The sequence below is a fragment of the Stenotrophomonas sp. YJH_SMC_6 genome (assembly GCF_059371335.1).
This window is the reverse complement of sequence record NZ_JCAFUM010000001.1, coordinates 135,138-152,121: the sequence shown is the minus strand read 5'-3', so window position 1 is coordinate 152,121 and position 16,984 is coordinate 135,138. Positions and strand designations below refer to the sequence as shown.

Genomic DNA, 16,984 nt, shown 5'->3' with positions numbered 1-16,984 from the left:
CTGGCATCACTGCTGCAGACAGAAACGACATGCCACGCCCAATTGCGTCATTTAAATTCCTGATTGGCCAGAGATGCAGGGACACCACCAGATTCCATTTCAAGGCAAGCGATACTCTCCGTGAACCTTCGAGAGGCCGCGATGACATCCAGCCATATCTACTTCGCCGCACACGGAATCTCCGCATCAGTGAACTGGGCAGCCGAGGTATTGGCCGACTGTGGTCTTGAGCTCGAATTGGAGCTGGATGGGAACAGTGTTCTCATTACGGGCGATGAAGACGTTCGCCTGCGGCTCTCTCTCAACGACGCGCCCCATGTCCTCCAGGAAGCCATCGAGCTAGCGCATGGCACTGGACACGTACATGCCATGAGCCAGTGCACGGCCAGATTCGAGATCTCAATCACCGACCTGGAGGCGGTTTTGGATGAGATGAACACGCTGATCGAGGTCCAGCAGACACTGCTCACCGCCGTGGACGGTGTCCTGTGGAACGAGTGGAACGAAGCACTCAGCCGGTGATTTCCGGCTGAGGCCTGGCCTTCGGCCCCAGCAACGCCAGCAGCACATAGACCACGATCGAGGCGACGGTACCGAGCGCCGCCGGCAACCCGAATGCCCACGCCGAACGGCGCTGCTGGCGCGCCCACTGGGCCAGATGCCAGGCCGCGCCCAGGTTGATCAGCCAGGCAATGACGAACACCGGCCATAGCACCATGCCCACCGCGCGCAGCAGGGGCATGGACACCAGCGCGGCAGCGATCGCCGCGATCAGGAAGATCAGGGCCGAGCGGGAATGGCGTGATCGTGCCGGTGCATCGGCGGGTGATTCGCTGAATTCCATGGAGAGAGCCTCGATGCCGATGTTGTCCAAAGGGGATCACGTACGGTGCCCGAAGAGAAGCTCTCTGTAGTATCGAGCCGTGCTCGACTGATCCGGCATTGCGCGAACGGCAGCCGAGCATGGGCTCGGCTCTACATGACAATCAACCCTGGGCGAAGTCCTTCAGGATCTCGCCAACGCCGCTGGGCGAGATCTCAAAGCCCAGCGAAGTACCCGGGTTGATCACCACGCCGTAGCCACCCGGCACGCGGCGCAGCACGTCCAGCATCAGCCAGCGGATCTGGTGTTCGGCCTGCTGGCTGTAGACGCCCACCCGCGACGGATCGGTGAACACCGCCACATGCAGGGTGCCCTGTTTGTCGAACAGCAGCGGGTCGAAGCCGCTGCCGTCCGGGGTGACCAGGCTGCCGGTCAGCAGCACTACCTCGGAAGCGACGAAGGCTTCCATGAAGGTGCGGATCGGCACCGCCCCGTCCATCGCCGCCTTCAGCAGGGTTTCGATCGGGGTCTGCGGGGCGAGGTCGGTCATGGCGATACGGCGGGGCGTGAGGGGTGCCTATTGTGCCGGATGCGGCCAAACCCGGTAGTGCCGGCCACTGGCCGGCAGCTGCAGGTACCCGGAATCCGGGGCTGCCGGCCAGCGGCCGGCACTACCGCCCCAGATGCTGGTCCCGCGCCTTCTGGTCGGCCATCGCCTTGTCCAGCTCGGCCTGCAGCGCCGGCTGCTGCACGGCAGCGTCCAGCACATAGACCTTCACGCCGTGCGCGGGCACGTCGGCCTTCAGCGGACCGTTCACCTGCAACGAACCGCCGTCCAGCGCATCGCGCCAGCGGCCGGACTGGACGAAACGCGCCACGGTGAGGGTCCTGGCGTGGTCGCCCTTGTTCAGCAGCACCAGCGCGGTCTGCGCCACCTCGCCATGCTGCAGCACGCGCAAGAACACTGCCTCATCGCCCTGCAGGCGCTCGTTCACCTGCAGGCCGCGCTGCAGCGCCGGGGTGGCTTCGCGCAGCCTGGCGATACGCTGCAGCGGCGCGAAGATCGGGCTCTTCGGCGCCGCATCCACACGCGGCTGGCCGAAGTACGCACGATTGCCGGCATGCTCGGCACGGCCACGCATGAAGCCCGTCTCCGAACCGTAATAGACCACCGGAATGCCGCGCGCGCTGAACAGCCAGTTGTGCGCATCGATGAAGCCATCGTCGCTGGCCTGCAGGCGCGGCATGTCGTGGTTGTCGTAGAAGCTCATCAGCTCGTACGGGTTGGCGTACGGTCCGCCGCTCAGGTGCAGCGGCTCGGCCAGGGTCTCGAAGCCCTTGTTGGCGGTGCCGAAGGTCTGCTCCAGCGCGCCGCGCAATGGGAAATCGAGCACGCTCACGTTCGCGTTGGCGGGCCAGGTGTGCTCGGCGATGCGCGCGGCATCGTAGTCGAACGCTTCGCCGAACATGAACATGCCCGGATGCTCGGCGCGGATGCGCTTGACGAATTCATGCCACCACGGGTGCGGCAGCCAGCCGATGGTGTCGATGCGCAACGCGTCCACGCCCTGCGCGGTCCACTGCAGGTAGGCGCCGACCAGGTAGTCCATCACCGCCGGATTGTCCTGGTTGAAGTCCGACAGCTCGGCCAGATTGCCGTCGAAGATCGAGCCGTCCTTGCTGTCGACCGGACCGATGTTGTTGTAGAACGCGTGCAACGGGTTGTGCTTCGGATCCAGTTTCTGCGGTGGCAGGTTCTGGTGGTCGGCAATCAGTTTTCCGTCCTTGTCGAAGATCTGCCCGAACTGCGGCTGCCGTGTCGGCATGGTCCAGGCCGGCGAACCGTGGTTGCCTACGATATCCAGCACCACCTTCAAGCCAGCACCGTGCAGGCCCTTGGTCAGCCCGGCGAAGTCCAGGTCCCTGCTCGGCAGGTGCTCGTCGAGCTTGTAGAAATTGATGCCCCAGTAGCCGTGGTAACCGGTCTTGCCGCGGTCGGTCAGCGTGCTGGTGCAGCTGATCGGCTTGCTGCCGGTAAAGGCCTCGTCCGGGTTGTCGACGATGGGCGTGATCCACACCGCACCGAAGCCCAGGTTGCGGATGTACTGCGCATTGTCGAGCACGCCACGGAAGTCGCCGCCGAGATAGCCGATGTTGCCGTCCACCTTGTCCGGGCACGGCACCGGGATATCGAAGGTGCGGTGCGCGCCACCCTGGTCACGATGGTCGTTGGACGGATCACCGTTGACAAAGCGGTCGGTGACCACGAAGTACACCGCATCGCTGGCGAACGGCTCGGTGGTGCCGACGTAGTCCGGGCGCGGCGCGGCCGCGGCCTGGCCGGCGAACAGGGCAAGGGAAACAGCAACAGCCAGGACACCACGCATCACACCACCTCCGGACGGGACGGAACCCGCAGCACGCACAGGCCGGCCAGGAACAGGCTGCAGCCGCCCAGCACCAGCACATGCATCGGCTGGCCACCCAGCCATGCGCGCAGGGCAAAGCCAAGCGCACTGGCCGCTACCAGCTGCGGAATCACGATGAAGAAATTGAAGATGCCCATGTACACACCCATCTTCGACGCCGGCACGCTGTCGGACAGCAGTGCATACGGCAACGACAGGATCGAGGCCCAGGCAAAGCCCACACCCACCATCGACAGCAGCAGCCAGTGCGGGTCGCGGATGAACATCAGCGAGACCAGGCCGGCGCCGCCCAGCCACAGGTTGACCAGGTGGCTCCAGCGCAGGCCGATCGCACGCACCATCGGCGGAATCAGCACCGCCGCCAGCGCAGCAAAGCCGTTGTAGGCGCCAAACAGCACGCCCACCCAGTTGGCACCTTCGTTGTAGGCGGCCGACTGTGGATCGGTCGAACCGAAGTGGGTACCGGCCACCGCAGCGGTGGTGTAGATCCACATGGCGAACAGCGCGAACCACGAGAAGAACTGCACCCACGCCAGGCGGCGCATGGTGACCGGCATCGCGCGCAGGTCGCCGACGATGGCGGCCAGCATATGCGTGGCCGGCAGCGCGCGCGCGGCCGCCAGCAGCAGGCCGTAGCCGGCGCACAGGCCTGCCAGCACGTACAGCATCCTGTCGCCTTGCCGCCAGGTGATCAGCAGCGCCAACAACACACCCAACCCAAGCCACAGGGTCACCCGCGTCCATGAAGCCGGGCCGTTGATCGCGGCCGCCGCGTGATGTTCCGGCGGCTCGGCATCATCGAACCCGGCCAGCTCCGCCGGTGAATATTCGCGGGTGCTGACCACCGTCCAGGTGATCGCCGCGAGCAGTACCACCGCGCCGAAGTAGAACGCATAGCGCACAGTGTCGGGCACTTCCCCGGCGGCCGCGGTGTTGGCGACGCCGAAGTGGGCCAGGATGAATGGCAGGAAGCTGGCGACGATGGCGCCCACGCCGATGAAGAAGCTCTGCATCGCGTAGCCGGCCGGACGCTGGCGTGGCGCCAGCTGGTCGCCGACAAAGGCACGGAACGGCTCCATCGATACGTTGATCGAGGCATCCAGCACCCACAGCGTGCCGGCCGCGATCCACAGCGTCGGCGAGTTCGGCATCACCAGCAGCGCCAGCGTGGTCAATACCGCACCGATCATGAAGTACGGACGACGGCGACCCCAGCGGGTCCAGGTGCGGTCGGACAGGTAACCGATCACGGGCTGCACCAGCAGGCCGGTCAGCGGCGCGGCAATCCACAGCCCGGGTACCGCGTCGATGTCCGCACCCAGCGTCTCGAAGATGCGGCTGGCGTTGGCGTTCTGCAGGGCGAACCCGAACTGGATGCCGAGGAAGCCGAAACACATGTTCCAGATCTGCCAGAACGACAGCTGCGGTTTGGCGGGACGATTCATCGTGCACCCTCTTCCATCGCCACCGGCGCCACCGTCAGCGCCTGCACCTGGGCCTGGTTGAGCACGCCTTCGCGGCCGCCCTTGCCCCCGGTGTAGTGCGCGAAATGTTCAAGCGCGCTCATGTTGAAGCCCTCTTCAAGCGCGACCGTGCACTGCCCCTTTGGCACCGTGAATGTTGTCGAGGTCGAGTCCTGCACGGCCACGCTGTGCGGCAGCGTGACCGTATGCCGCTGCAACGGCTGGCCCGGGCACTGCAGCACCAGCTGCTTGACCGCAGCCGTGACGCCAGTGTTGATCGGCCCGTTCGGGTTTCGATATTGCAGGCGCAGGCGAACCTGCCCGGCCTTGGCCGAGGTGAACGGCCAGCGCTGCGCACCCTTCAGCACCTGCTGCGGACCGACGCAGACCATTGGGCTGTGCAGCGATTCCAACGCGCCTTCGCGTCGGGTCAGGCTGAGGCAATGCTGCAGCCCATCGTCGCTGATCTGCACCTGGCCATTGCTGGCGACGACGGCCCTGCCGTCCTTCCACAGAACCTGCCCGGCTTGCACCGGAACGTTCCAACCCGTGCCCCTGCGCAGGGCCTGCGGTGCCGCCGGTGTTGCGGGCGCACGCGCGTTGGCATCCGCAGTCGTGGCAGCGAAGCCTGTTGCTGCCGGGGCAGTCACCAGCTGCACCGTGGTGGTCGTGCCGCGTGTGGTGGTCCTGCCCGCCACCAGCAAGCCATCGCCCACGCTCTGCGGACGCTCCAGCACATAGCGCTTGCCAGTGACTTCCAGGCTGATGCTGCGCTGCGTGCCGAACAGTTCCGGCACCAGCGCGGCCGGCAGCTTGGGCTGCACACGGCCATCGACCTGCACGCCGAACACGCCTTCGACCACCATCGACAGATACCCGGCCACCGACCACAGCTGGCGTTCGGAGTTGACCACCGGGCCGCTCAGCGCGCCTTCCTCGACATGCACGGCCTGGCTCACCAGCTCGTAGTTCTCCATGTTGGAACCGGCCAGCGCGGCGCCCCGCATCAGCGAACGGATCTCGGCGGCGATGCGCGGCGCATCGTCCAGCTGCCGCGCCGCACGCAGCGAGTACGCGCTGACAAACGGCCAGATCGCACGGTTGTGGTAGATCGGCTGCTGCGCTTCCTGCGGCCAGACCACGGGGCTGCCGGCTGGCCCCATCGGGTAAGCAGCCAGTGCACGGCGCGCGCGCTCGGGCGGCAGCACCCCGGCGAGGATGCCCAGCGACAGGCCCAGCAGATCGACCTTGGCGTACGGCACCGGGTGCGCGGCTTCGCCGATGTAGCTCATGTACTGGCCGATATCCTCGCGCCAGAAGCGCGCATCGATCTGCTGCGCCAACGCATCGGCCCACGCCTTGTAGTCGGCCGCGCGGGCGTCGCCGTGCTGGCCGGCCAGGCGTTCGGCCAGGCGCAGTGCCTGGTAGTGCAGCACGTTGGTGGACAGTGCGTAGGAATCACCGATGAAGCGCACGTCCTCGCGGGTCCAGTCCGGATAGGTCTGCTCGCGCCAGTCCAGGAAGGAGGTCTCGCCACGGTACAGGCCCACCTGCGCGTCGAACACCATTGCGCGGTCCTGCGCCAGCGTGCCCTGCAGCGCCTGCCAGATCTGGTCGGCAAACGCGCGATCCTCCAGCAGATGACGTGCCGCCAGGAACCACACCACGCGATCGCTGCTGATCGGCCAGCTGCCACCGGAACCGGTGTCCTGCGCCACGAACAGGCCGGGCGTGTGCCCGTCGCGCGCCGCCGACAGCTTGAACTGCAGCGACTGCCGGGTGCGCTGCGGGTCCAGCCGCGCCAGCGCCAGATCGGCGGCGAAGCTGACATCGCGGGTCCACACATAGGGCCAGCGCGCGCCGGTCTGGAAACACTCGCACGGCACCGGTCGGCCTTCGTCGAACGCGGGATCGCGAATCGCGTCCACGCGGTCCTGGTCCATCTCCTGCTGGGCCAGCGCGAACAACGCGTCGAACATCACGCTGCCGGTCTGGCTGCGCATCGGTGCGGCTGCGATCTGCACTGCGCCCTTCGGCGCATGCAGCACGAAGCTGCCGTTGGCAGCGGCTTCGGCGCGCGCATGGCGGCCGTCGAATTGCAGGTCGGCCGCCTGCGCGGTCGATCCCAGCGCTGCCCCCAGGGCAGCGGTCAGGCAAATGATCTTCAGCATCGAAGCGGCGGACCGGCTTGCGCCCGTCGGCCTCCCTCCCTCTCTGCACGCGTTGTAGGTCCGCACCGTCGTTGCCGGCGGGCGGGCGCGGCCCCTCCCTCAAGGTGCCTTGGCCCCATGGTAGACGCGGGGCTGTCGGCTGCGTCCAGCTGCATACGTATTCATGGCGCCACGCGGTAGCGCGCCTGCTGCGCTGGCTTATGGTCCGGGTCTGCCAACGGCGCCTTGGGAGGGGAAATGCCGATGCCACACACGGTTGTACGCGCACTGTTCGCGCACATGCTCGGCGTGGCCCTGCTGGGATTGGCCACGCTGGCACAGGCCGCGCCACAGGTCGTCAGCGTCGAATCACCCGGCAAGGTGCTCAAGGTCAGCCTGGTGCTGGACGGCGGCACCGCCCGCTACCGCGTCGAGCGTTTCGGCGAACCCGTGGTGGAGGATTCGAGGCTCGGCTTCGCCCTGCGCGACGGCCGCCTGGACCGCGATTTCGCCCTGCTTGGCCAGCAGCGGCGCAGCGTCGACGACAGCTGGGAGCAGCCGTGGGGCGAGCGCCGGCTCACCCGCAACCACTTCAACGAGCTGACCGTGCAGCTGGCCGAAACCACCGGCAGCAAGCGTCGGCTGGATGTGGTGTTCCGCGCCTACGACGATGGCCTGGGCTTCCGCTATGTGTTCCCCGAACAGCCGAACCTGCACGAGGCGATCATCGATGACGAACTGACCGAGTTCGCCATCGCGCCTGAATCCACCGCCTGGTGGATCCCCGCCGGCGAGCCGATCCACTACGAATATCTGTACCAGCGCACGCCGCTGCGCGAGGTGCCGCTGGTGCATACGCCGATGACCGTGCGCAGCCGCGATGGCCTGCATGTGGCCATTCACGAGGCCGCTCTGGTGGACTACGCCGGCATGTGGCTGCGGCGCACCGAGGGACAACGCCTGCGCGCGCAGCTGTCACCCTCGGCCGAAGGCTGGAAGGTGCGTCGTGCCCTGCCCTTCGCCACGCCCTGGCGCACGCTGCAGATCGCAGACCGTGCCGGTGGCCTGGTCGAATCGGACCTGATCCTCAACCTCAACGAGCCCAATGCGCTGGGCGATGTGAGCTGGGTGAAGCCGGCCAAGTACGTGGGCGTGTGGTGGTCGATGCACCTGGACAACGAGAGCTGGGCCACGGGGCCGAAGCACGCGGCCACCACCGCCAAGACGAAGAAGGTGATCGACTTCGCCGCCGCGCATGGCTTCCGCGGCGTGCTGGTGGAGGGCTGGAATCCGGGCTGGGACGGCATGTGGGTGGGCAACGGCTACGACTTCGATTTCACCCGGGCCACGCCCGATTTCGACATTGAAGCGCTGTCGGCATATGGCCTGAAAAAGGGTGTGCACCTGATCGGCCACCATGAAACCGGCTGCGCCATCGAGCACTACGAGGATCAGCTGGGCGCCGCGCTGGACCTGTACGCACGGCTGGGCGTGGACCAGTTCAAGACCGGCTACGTCTGTGACGACGGCCAGGTCGACCGCCGCAATCCCACGGGGGGCCCGCTGTGGCGCGAGTGGCACGACGGGCAGTTCATGGCCCGCCACCATCTGAAGGTGGTGCAGGAGGCTGCGCGCCGGCACCTGTCGGTGAACCCGCATGAGCCGATCAAGGACACCGGCCTGCGCCGCACCTACCCCAACTGGATCTCGCGCGAAGGCGCGCGCGGCATGGAGTACAACGCCTGGGGCCAGCCGCCGAACCCGCCGGAGCACGAGGTCAACCTGGTGTTCACCCGCATGCTGGCCGGGCCGATGGATTACACCCCCGGCATCCTCAGCCTGAAGGGCCGCCACGGCCAGGCCATCCCCAGCACGCTGGCCCGCCAGCTGGCGCTGTACGTGGTGCTGTACAGCCCGATCCAGATGGCCGCCGACCTGCCCGAGCACTACCTGCAGCACCGCGAGGCATTCCGCTTCATCGAGGACGTGGCGGTGGACTGGGAGCAGAGCCGCGTGCTCGATGGCGAAGTGGGCGACTACGTGACGATCGTGCGCCGTGACCGCAACAGCCGCGACTGGTTCCTCGGCAGCATCACCGACGAACACGGCCGCGTGCTGCCGGTACCGCTGGGCTTCCTGGAGCCAAGCGTGCGCTATCGCGCCGAGATCTACCGTGATGGTGAAGGCGCCGATTTCCGCAGCAACCCGTTCGCGTTCGCACGCGAAACCCGCGAGGTGACCAGCGCCGATGCACTGACGCTGGTGCTGGCACCAGGCGGTGGCCAGGCCATTCGCTTCACGCCGCTGTGAATGCCCCGGTAGTGCCGGCCGCTGGCCGGCACCACCGCAAGCAGGATCTGAAAGCGATTACACCCCTGCAAACGCCATTGAATACGTATGCAGGGTGATTCCCGCGAAGAACGCGCTGCCTACCATAGCGGCGACGACAGCGGCCACCGCGTCGCACGTTCACGGCACCGCCGGAACGCTCACAAATCGATCTGCAACATTGCCTGGGAGGGGAAAATGTTGAACCACAAGCGCAGTGCGCTGAGTCTCGCGCTGGCCGTTGTGCTGGCGCCGACGCTGGCGTCGGCACAGTCCACGCAGAGCACCACCACGCCGGCCACCACCGCCGCCACCAACCTGGATACGGTGCAGGTCACCGGCATCCGCCGCGGCATCGAGAACGCGATCGCGGTCAAGCAGGACGCCACCTCGGTGGTCGAGGCGATTTCCGCCGAAGACATCGGCAAGCTGCCCGACGTCAGCATCGCCGAATCCATCTCGCGCCTGCCCGGCCTGGCCGCCCAGCGCGTGGCCGGCCGTGCGCAGGTGATCAGCGTGCGCGGCCTGTCGCCGGACTTCGCCACCACCCTGCTCAATGGCCGTGAAGTGGTCAGCACCGGCGACAACCGCGGTGTCGAGTTCGACCAGTACCCGTCCGAGCTGGTCAACGGCGTGACGGTGTACAAGACCCCGGACGCGGCGCTGGTCGGCCAGGGCCTGTCGGGCACCATCGACATGCAGACCGCGCGCCCGCTCAGCTTCGGCGAGCGCGTGATCGCGGTCAGCGGCCGCTACCAGAAGAGTTCGCTGGGCCGCGCCGCCAACGTCGATCCGTACGGCAACCGCTTCAGCGCCAGCTACATCGACCAGTTCCTGGACAAGACCCTGGGCATTGCCATCGGCTACGCGCACAGCGACATGCCGATCCAGGAGAACCAGGTCGGCCTGTACGAACCGTGGACCACCGAACACACCGACAAGGGCGAGCGCCCGGGCGTGGGCGCCGGCACCTACTTCTCCGATGGCATCAAGGCGCTGCGCCGCACCGGCAACAACAAGCGCGACGGCGTGATGGCCACGATCCAGTTCCGGCCGAACAACAGCTGGACCAGCACCTTCGATGCGTTCCACACCGAAGCCGAGCAGATCGACACCGCCAACCAGTTCGAGCTGAACCTCAGCAACTACAACGGCAACTACACCCCGGGCCTGCTGGTCAGCAACCCGCAGATCAACGCCAACGGCTCGTTCACCGGCGGCACCGCCAGCGGCGTGTATCCGCTGGTGCGCGGCATGTACAACAAGCGCAAGGACAAGATCGATGCGTTCGGCTGGAACAACGAGTTCAACTTCGGCGGCGTCAAGCTGGTCGCCGACCTGAACTACTCCAAGGCCACGCGCGCTGAGCTGAACCTGGAAAACAACCTGCAGCTGACCCCGATGCCGCAGCTGGACACGGTCGGCGTGTCGATCCGCCAGAACGGCTTCTCGCAGATCAACCCGGGCCTGAACTACTCCAATCCCGACACGCTGTTCCTGACCAACACCATCTACGGTTCCGGCTACGGCAAGGTGCCGCAGGTGGAAGACCGCCTGAAGGGCGGCAAGCTGGCCGCGACGATTGCGCTGCCCGAGGCCATTGCCTCGTGGGCGCCAGACCTCGACATCGGCGTGAACTATGCCGACCGCCGCAAGGTGAAGACCCAGTCCGAAGGCAACATCCTGCTCGGTGCACAGGGTGATGCCAACATCGCCTCGGACCTGCAGTACCGCCCGGTCGACCTGAGCTTCGCCGGCCTCGGCACCATCCCGGCCTGGAACGTGCCGGCCGCGGTCGGTCGCTACATGACCTTCAACCCGGTCGACAACCTGGACTACCTGATTCCCAAGTCGTGGACGGTGCAGGAAAAGATCACCACCGCGTGGGCGCGCCTGAACATCAACACCGACATCGGCGTGGTCGGCGTGCGCGGCAACATCGGCGTGCAGATGCAGCGCACCGACCAGAGCTCGGATTCGCGCTACTGGGACAGCTCGCAGCCGGCTGGCAGCAACATCCAGCCCTACTCCGCAGGCCGCAAGTACAACGACTGGCTGCCGAGCTTGAACCTGGCCTTCATGTTCCCGCACCAGCAGACGCTGCGCTTTGCCGCCGCCAAGCAGGTTGCGCGGCCGCGCGTGGACCAGATGCGTGCCGGCCTGGAGTTCGGCGTGGATACCGGCACCGGCCGCCCCGGTGGCAGTGGCGGCAACCCTTTGCTGGACCCGTGGCGCGCCACCGCACTGGACCTGTCCTATGAGAAGTACTTCGGCGAGAAGGCCTACGTGGCCGCCGCGATCTTCTACAAGGACCTGAAAAGCTACGTCTACACCCAGTCGGTGGACAACTACGACTTCACCGCGCTGCTGGGCAGCTACGTACCGCCGCCGGGCATGACCGCACCGGTGCTGACCACCGGCACCTTCTCCGCGCCGCAGAACGGCAAGGGCGGCACGCTGAAGGGCCTGGAGCTGACCGCATCGTTCCCGCTGGACATGCTGACCGACAGCCTGCGTGGCTTCGGCGTGCAGGCCAGCGCGACCTTCAACAAGAGCGACATCACCATCCTGGATCCGGAAAGCGCGTCCAGCGTGGGCAGTGACCCGATCAGCCTGCCGGGTCTGTCCAAGCGCGTGTACAACTTCACCGCCTATTACGAGCGCAGCGGCTTTGAGGCACGCGTGAGCCAGCGCCGACGTTCGGACTTCATCGGTGAGATCGGCAATTTCAACGGCAATCGCAGCCTGCGCTACGTGGTGGGCGAAAACGTGACCGATGCGCAGGTCAGCTACACCTTCAGCGACAGCAGCGCCCTGCGGGGGCTGACCCTGCTGCTGCAGGGCAGTAACCTGACCAACGAGCCGTACCGCACCTACGCCGGCAGCAAGGACCGCCCGCTGGAGTACATCGAGTGGGGCCGCACCTACATGCTGGGCGTGAACTACAAGTTCTGAGGTCGCGCCGGGCCCTGCCCGGCGCCCCGGACTCGGTAGTGCCGGCCGCTGGCCGGCAACAGAAAACAGGGAGCAGGACCGGAAACCCGCTGCGCAGGCAGCGGGTTTTCTTTTGCGCGAATGCCGGCCAGGGGGCGGCAAAGTCCATCCACGCCATGCGTGGATAAGCGCCATCCCGGTAGATCCACGCCATGCGTGGATGCCCTTCACCGCAATCCCACCCACAAAAAAGGGACGGGGCGCTTCGGCCCCGTCCCCGCAAGTACCGCCACCGGAGAAAACGGTCAGCTGCGTCGGGCGCAATACACCGCGCGCGGCGGCAGCTGGAGTTCATTGCCCTGCACCGTGCCCGCATCCGGGCCCGGCACCGCCACCTGCTGCCAGTTGCCCGGCGGCAGCGGATGGCTCACCGCTTCGGCCGACAGGTTGAAGGCCAGCAGGAGGGTTTCATCTGCAAGCATACGCTCGAACAGCAGCACTGGCTCGGCGCTTTCGATGAACCGGATGCTGCCATGCAGGAGCGCCGGCTGGCTACGCCGCCAGGCCAGGAAGGCGCGGAACGCCGCCAGGACCGAGTGCGGGTCGCGCTCCTGCACGGCCACCGCCGCCGCCCGGTGCTCGGCCGGGATCGGCAGCCAGGGCGTGCCGGAGGTAAAGCCAGCCAGCGGAGCGTCGGTCCACGGCAGCGGGGTACGGCAACCGTCGCGGCCCTTGAAATTCGGCCAGAAGGTGATGCCATACGGGTCCTGCAGCGCCTCGAACGGCACCTCGGCCTCGGCCAGGCCCAGCTCCTCGCCCTGGTACAGGCACACCGAGCCGCGCAGCGAGCACAGCATCGCCACCAGCATCCGCGCCAGGCGCGGATCGGCCGGATAGCCGCCCCAGCGGCTGACCGCGCGTTCCACATCGTGATTCGAAACCGCCCAGCACGGCCAGCCTTCGGTCATCGCCGCTTCCAGCCGCGAGACCGTGTCGCGGATGTAGGCCGCGCTGTAGTCGTCCACCAGCAGCTCGAAGCTGTAGCCCATGTGCAGGCGGCCGTCCTGGGTGTACTCGGCGGTGGTGGCCAGCGAGTCTTCCGACGAGATCTCGCCCAGGCTCACCGCGCCCGGATACTCATCCAGCAGCGCGCGCAGCTGCTCCAGGAATGGCAGGTTCTCCGGTTGGGTGTTGTTGTAGAAGTGGTACTGGTAGGCGTACGGGTTGTCCGGACTGAAGCCGCGGCCCACGCGCTTGTCCGCCGGCTTGGGCGGGTTATCGCGCAGCTGCGCGTCGTGGAAGCAGAAGTTGATCGCATCCAGGCGGAAGCCGTCCACGCCGCGGTCCAGCCAGAACCGCACATTGTCCAGGGTGGCCTGCTGCACGTCCGGGTTGTGGAAGTTCAGGTCCGGCTGGTCGACCAGGAAGTTGTGCAGGTAGTACTGCTCACGGCGCGGTTCCCACTGCCAGGCGCCGCCGCCGAACAGCGACAGCCAGTTGTTGGGCGGGGTGCCGTCCTCGCGCGGGTCGGCCCAGACGTACCAGTCGGCCTTCGGATTGCTGCGGTCCTGGCGGCTCTCGCGGAACCAGGCGTGCTCGATCGAGGTATGGCTCAACACCTGGTCGATCATCACCTTCAGGCCCAGGTCGTGCGCCTTGGCCAGTAGACGGTCGAAGTCGGCCAGGCTGCCGAACAGCGGGTCGACGTCGCGATAGTCGGCGATGTCGTAGCCGAAGTCGGCCATCGGCGACTTGAAGAACGGCGAGATCCAGATCGCGTCCACGCCCAGCGCGGCAATATGGTCCAGGCGCTGGATGATGCCCGGCAGGTCGCCCACGCCATCGCCGTTGGCATCGAGGTAGCTGCGCGGGTAGATCTGGTAGATGACGGCTCCGCGCCACCATGGATAGTGCGACATCGACAGCCCCCCTCCGGGCATGCGGGACCCGCCAGTAGCGGGCCGAAATCCTGTTCCGGCAAGCTTAGCGGCGGCCTCGCGGGCATGGCGCAACCTGCATACGTATTCACGCGGAGAGCCGCGCAGGCCGGGCTGGAATTGCCGCGCGGGCCGGTTTGCGCCCGAATTCACGGCCAGCGCCTATAATCAGTGGTGAGCCTGAAAGCCTGATCGCATGACCATCACCGAAGACACCCGTCCCGCCCTGGGCCTGCCCCAGATCCAGTCGCTTGCCGCGGCCGACATGGCCGCCGTCGACGCCCTGATCCGGCGCCGGCTGTCCTCGGACGTCGTGCTGATCAACCAGATCGCCGACCACATCATTTCCGCCGGCGGCAAACGCCTGCGCCCCATGCTGGTGATGCTGGCCGGCCACGCGGTCGGCCAAGCCGGCCCGGAACACCACCAGCTGGCGGCGATCATCGAGTTCATCCATACCTCCACCCTGCTGCACGATGACGTGGTGGACGAATCCAGCCTGCGCCGTGGCCGCAGCACCGCCAACGCGCTGTGGGGCAACGCGCCCAGCGTGCTGGTCGGCGACTTCCTGTACTCGCGCAGCTTCCAGCTGATGGTCGAGCTGGAGCGCATGCCGGTGATGCAGATCCTGGCCGACGCCACCAACCGCATCGCCGAGGGTGAAGTGCTGCAGCTGCTGCACGTGCACAACCCGGACACCGACGAAGCCGCCTACCTGCGTGTGATCGAGCGCAAGACCGCGGTTCTGTTCGCCGCCGGCACCCGCCTGGGTGCGCTGGCCAGCGGCGTGGACGAAGCCACCCAGCAGGCCCTGTTCGACTACGGCATGCATCTGGGCTACGCGTTCCAGATCGCCGACGACGTGCTGGACTACTCGGCCAATGCCGAGGAACTGGGCAAGAACCTGGGCGACGACCTCGCCGAGGGCAAGGCCACGCTGCCGCTGATCCACGCGATGGCCCACTCCGACGACGCCACCCGCGAACGCCTGCGCACCATCGTGCAGGACGGCGACGCTTCGGCGATGCCGGAAGTGCTGGCCGCGATCCGTGCTACCGGCGGCCTGGAGTACAGCCGCGCGCGTGCCGAGGAATATGCCGAAGCCGCCGAGCGTGCGCTCGATGGTCTGGGCGACAACGACGCCGTGGCGGCCCTGCGCGGCCTGGCCCGCTACGCGGTGCAGCGTTCGCATTGATGGGTTGAGGTATGCCGACCAACGGTCGGCACCCACCCACCGGCATTCCGGTGGGTGCCGACCGTTGGTCGGCACGGGAACGCCCGCATTGAGCGCATCCGGTAGTGCCGGCCGCTGGCCGGCATTCCCGATGACATCCGCAGCATCATGAGGTTGCCCGCCAGCGGCCGGCACTACCGCTGCGCGGATCAACGTTTCTCGAAGCGCTCCTCGAAGAACTCATCCAGCGCCTTCCACGCGCGCTTGGCCGCCCGCTCGTTGTACTGGCACCCCGGCGGGCTGTTGGCATCGCGCTCGGCGAAGCAGTGCACCGCCCCGCTGTAGTTGGTGAACTCCCAGTCGACCTTGGCCGCGTTCATTTCCCTCTGGAAACCGGCGATATCCTCGGCGGTCACGCTCCTGTCGTCGGCACCATTGAGCACCAGCACCGAAGGGTGACTGCCACCGGCCTGCGCCGGCAGCGGTGAACCCAACCCACCGTGCAGGCTGACCACACCGGCCAACGGCGCACCGGCACGGGCCAGTTCCAGCACCGTGGTGCCGCCAAAGCAGAAGCCCACCGCACCGATCCGGCTGGCATCGAGCGGCACCCTGCCGGCCTGCGCCTTGAGCACGTTCACCGCTTCCAGCGCACGTGCCCGCAGCAACGGCCGGTCGTTGCGCAGCTTGGTCGCCACCGGCCCGGCCTCGGCATCGGTCTTCGGCCGCACGCCCTTGCCGTACACATCGGCCACCAGCACCACGTAATCATCGCCCGCCAGCTGCTTGGCCTTCTCGATGGCCGACTCGTTCACACCCTTCCAGTTCGGCACCATCACCAGGCCCGGACGCTTCTCGTGCTCGCCATCGTCATAGACCAGCACGCCACTGAAGGTCGTGCCCTGGTGTTTCCACTCCACCGGCTGGGTCTTCATCGCCGCCCACGCCGGCATCGCCGCCAGCCCCAGCATCACCGCCACACCGCATCGCCAACGAATCATGCGCCTGCTCCGCGAGAAAAAGGGGACGGAGGGGATTAAGCCGTATTCGCCCCTCCCGCGTCGCATTCTGCATTGGCGACGTGACGCAGGTGTGGTTGGATACGACTTAATCCCCTCCGTCCCCTTTTTCGCATGAACCTTGTTGACCGCTTTCTGTCTGGCCTGATCCCACGCCTGCCTGCCGACGATGCCCCGCAATGGGCTCACGTCCAGGGCGCCAGCGCACAAGACCTGCAGCGCCTGCGCATGCAATGGCCGCAGGTGCCTGACAGCCTGGTGGAACTGTTGTCCCGCGTGGATGGCACCCATTTCCGCGAGTACCCCGGCGGCGGGGTCTGCGTGCTGATGCTCGGGTCGGACGTGGAAGACGGCGGCTACCCGTACTACCTGCGTTCGGTCGCGCAGATCTTCGAGGACCAGCAGCAATGGGACGACAGCATCCGTTCCATCTACGAAGAGTGGCTGGATGACGAGCCGGAGATTCTGGGTGAAGGCATCGACGCGGATCTGCCGATGAACCGCCGCCTGTGCTTCTCGCACTGCATGAACAACGGCGGCACGTCGATGCTGTACCTGGATTTCAATCCCGCACCGGGCGGCACCGTCGGCCAGGTGGTGCGCTACCTGCACGATCCGGACAGCTATGCGGTGATCGCCCCCAGCTTCGATGCGTATCTGCAGCAATTGATCGACGGCGGCTACGCGTTCATCGACGAGGAGCAGTAGATCCACGCCATGCGTGGAT

12 protein-coding genes are annotated in these 16,984 nt (G+C 66.7%); 5 read left to right on the top strand and 7 right to left on the bottom strand.

The window, feature by feature from the left end; genetic code table 11:
* Positions 1 to 120: 120 nt before the first annotated feature.
* A complete protein-coding gene (locus AC5P9N_RS00805; RefSeq protein WP_227860021.1) occupies positions 121 to 522 on the top strand; it encodes a hypothetical protein in 402 nt (133 codons plus the stop codon).
* On the opposite strand, the gene AC5P9N_RS00800 is transcribed toward AC5P9N_RS00805, so the two are convergent.
* From AC5P9N_RS00800 to AC5P9N_RS00780, 5 genes are all read right to left on the bottom strand, one after another.
* The gene (locus AC5P9N_RS00800; RefSeq protein ID WP_033833424.1) at positions 512 to 844 is read right to left on the bottom strand and encodes a hypothetical protein; all 333 of its coding nucleotides are present in this window, start codon (positions 842 to 844) and stop codon (positions 512 to 514) included. The genes AC5P9N_RS00805 and AC5P9N_RS00800 overlap by 11 nt on opposite strands.
* Positions 845 to 986: 142 nt before the next feature.
* Positions 987 to 1,373 (bottom strand): SseB family protein, encoded by a 387-nt coding sequence (locus AC5P9N_RS00795; RefSeq protein WP_043034169.1) that lies wholly within the window; start codon positions 1,371 to 1,373, stop codon positions 987 to 989.
* 121 nt (positions 1,374 to 1,494) lie between these two features.
* Entirely contained in the window at positions 1,495 to 3,210 is a 1,716-nt protein-coding gene (locus AC5P9N_RS00790) for an alpha-amylase family glycosyl hydrolase (protein ID WP_099484964.1), read from the bottom strand.
* Positions 3,210 to 4,697 (bottom strand): MFS transporter, encoded by a 1,488-nt coding sequence (locus AC5P9N_RS00785; protein ID WP_012479383.1) that lies wholly within the window; start codon positions 4,695 to 4,697, stop codon positions 3,210 to 3,212. The genes AC5P9N_RS00790 and AC5P9N_RS00785 overlap by 1 nt, the downstream gene beginning before the upstream one ends.
* The gene (locus AC5P9N_RS00780; RefSeq protein WP_099484963.1) at positions 4,694 to 6,886 is read right to left on the bottom strand and encodes a glucosidase family protein; all 2,193 of its coding nucleotides are present in this window, start codon (positions 6,884 to 6,886) and stop codon (positions 4,694 to 4,696) included. The genes AC5P9N_RS00785 and AC5P9N_RS00780 overlap by 4 nt, the downstream gene beginning before the upstream one ends.
* A gap of 237 nt (positions 6,887 to 7,123) precedes the next feature.
* Between AC5P9N_RS00780 and AC5P9N_RS00775 the strand changes: the two genes are divergently transcribed.
* Together AC5P9N_RS00775 and AC5P9N_RS00770 are read left to right on the top strand one after the other, a co-directional pair.
* Positions 7,124 to 9,175: a glycoside hydrolase family 97 protein gene (locus AC5P9N_RS00775; protein WP_099484962.1), complete on the top strand. Its 2,052-nt coding sequence runs from the start codon at positions 7,124 to 7,126 to the stop codon at positions 9,173 to 9,175.
* Positions 9,176 to 9,391: 216 nt separating this feature from the next.
* Entirely contained in the window at positions 9,392 to 12,148 is a 2,757-nt protein-coding gene (locus tag AC5P9N_RS00770) for a TonB-dependent receptor (protein WP_164094157.1), read from the top strand.
* A gap of 284 nt (positions 12,149 to 12,432) precedes the next feature.
* Here the strand turns inward: AC5P9N_RS00770 and AC5P9N_RS00765 are convergent, their stop codons facing one another.
* Positions 12,433 to 14,046 (bottom strand): alpha-glucosidase, encoded by a 1,614-nt coding sequence (locus tag AC5P9N_RS00765; protein WP_099484961.1) that lies wholly within the window; start codon positions 14,044 to 14,046, stop codon positions 12,433 to 12,435.
* A gap of 214 nt (positions 14,047 to 14,260) precedes the next feature.
* Here AC5P9N_RS00765 and AC5P9N_RS00760 point away from each other — a divergent pair, with 214 nt between their 5' ends.
* Positions 14,261 to 15,259 carry a polyprenyl synthetase family protein gene (locus tag AC5P9N_RS00760; RefSeq protein WP_005408451.1) on the top strand — a complete coding sequence of 333 codons (999 nt, stop codon included), beginning with the start codon at positions 14,261 to 14,263 and terminating at the stop codon, positions 15,257 to 15,259.
* 188 nt (positions 15,260 to 15,447) lie between these two features.
* Here AC5P9N_RS00760 and AC5P9N_RS00755 read toward each other — a convergent pair whose 3' ends face one another.
* The gene (locus AC5P9N_RS00755) at positions 15,448 to 16,239 is read right to left on the bottom strand and encodes a dienelactone hydrolase family protein (protein WP_099484960.1); all 792 of its coding nucleotides are present in this window, start codon (positions 16,237 to 16,239) and stop codon (positions 15,448 to 15,450) included.
* A 132-nt stretch (positions 16,240 to 16,371) separates the two neighbouring features.
* On the opposite strand from AC5P9N_RS00755, the gene AC5P9N_RS00750 reads away from it, so the two are divergent.
* On the top strand, positions 16,372 to 16,965 hold the full coding sequence (locus tag AC5P9N_RS00750; protein ID WP_043034176.1) for an SMI1/KNR4 family protein: 594 nt from the start codon (positions 16,372 to 16,374) through the stop codon (positions 16,963 to 16,965).
* Positions 16,966 to 16,984: the final 19 nt, after the last annotated feature.

Coding starts and splice junctions, on each gene's coding strand:
- AC5P9N_RS00800 (WP_033833424.1), bottom strand. CDS start 844: ATGGAATTCAGCGAATCACCCGCCGATGCACCGGCACGATCACGCCAT.
- AC5P9N_RS00795 (WP_043034169.1), bottom strand. CDS start 1,373: ATGACCGACCTCGCCCCGCAGACCCCGATCGAAACCCTGCTGAAGGCG.
- AC5P9N_RS00790 (WP_099484964.1), bottom strand. CDS start 3,210: ATGCGTGGTGTCCTGGCTGTTGCTGTTTCCCTTGCCCTGTTCGCCGGC.
- AC5P9N_RS00785 (WP_012479383.1), bottom strand. CDS start 4,697: ATGAATCGTCCCGCCAAACCGCAGCTGTCGTTCTGGCAGATCTGGAAC.
- AC5P9N_RS00780 (WP_099484963.1), bottom strand. CDS start 6,886: ATGCTGAAGATCATTTGCCTGACCGCTGCCCTGGGGGCAGCGCTGGGA.
- AC5P9N_RS00775 (WP_099484962.1), top strand. CDS start 7,124: ATGCCGATGCCACACACGGTTGTACGCGCACTGTTCGCGCACATGCTC.
- AC5P9N_RS00770 (WP_164094157.1), top strand. CDS start 9,392: ATGTTGAACCACAAGCGCAGTGCGCTGAGTCTCGCGCTGGCCGTTGTG.
- AC5P9N_RS00765 (WP_099484961.1), bottom strand. CDS start 14,046: ATGTCGCACTATCCATGGTGGCGCGGAGCCGTCATCTACCAGATCTAC.
- AC5P9N_RS00760 (WP_005408451.1), top strand. CDS start 14,261: ATGACCATCACCGAAGACACCCGTCCCGCCCTGGGCCTGCCCCAGATC.
- AC5P9N_RS00755 (WP_099484960.1), bottom strand. CDS start 16,239: ATGATTCGTTGGCGATGCGGTGTGGCGGTGATGCTGGGGCTGGCGGCG.
- AC5P9N_RS00750 (WP_043034176.1), top strand. CDS start 16,372: ATGAACCTTGTTGACCGCTTTCTGTCTGGCCTGATCCCACGCCTGCCT.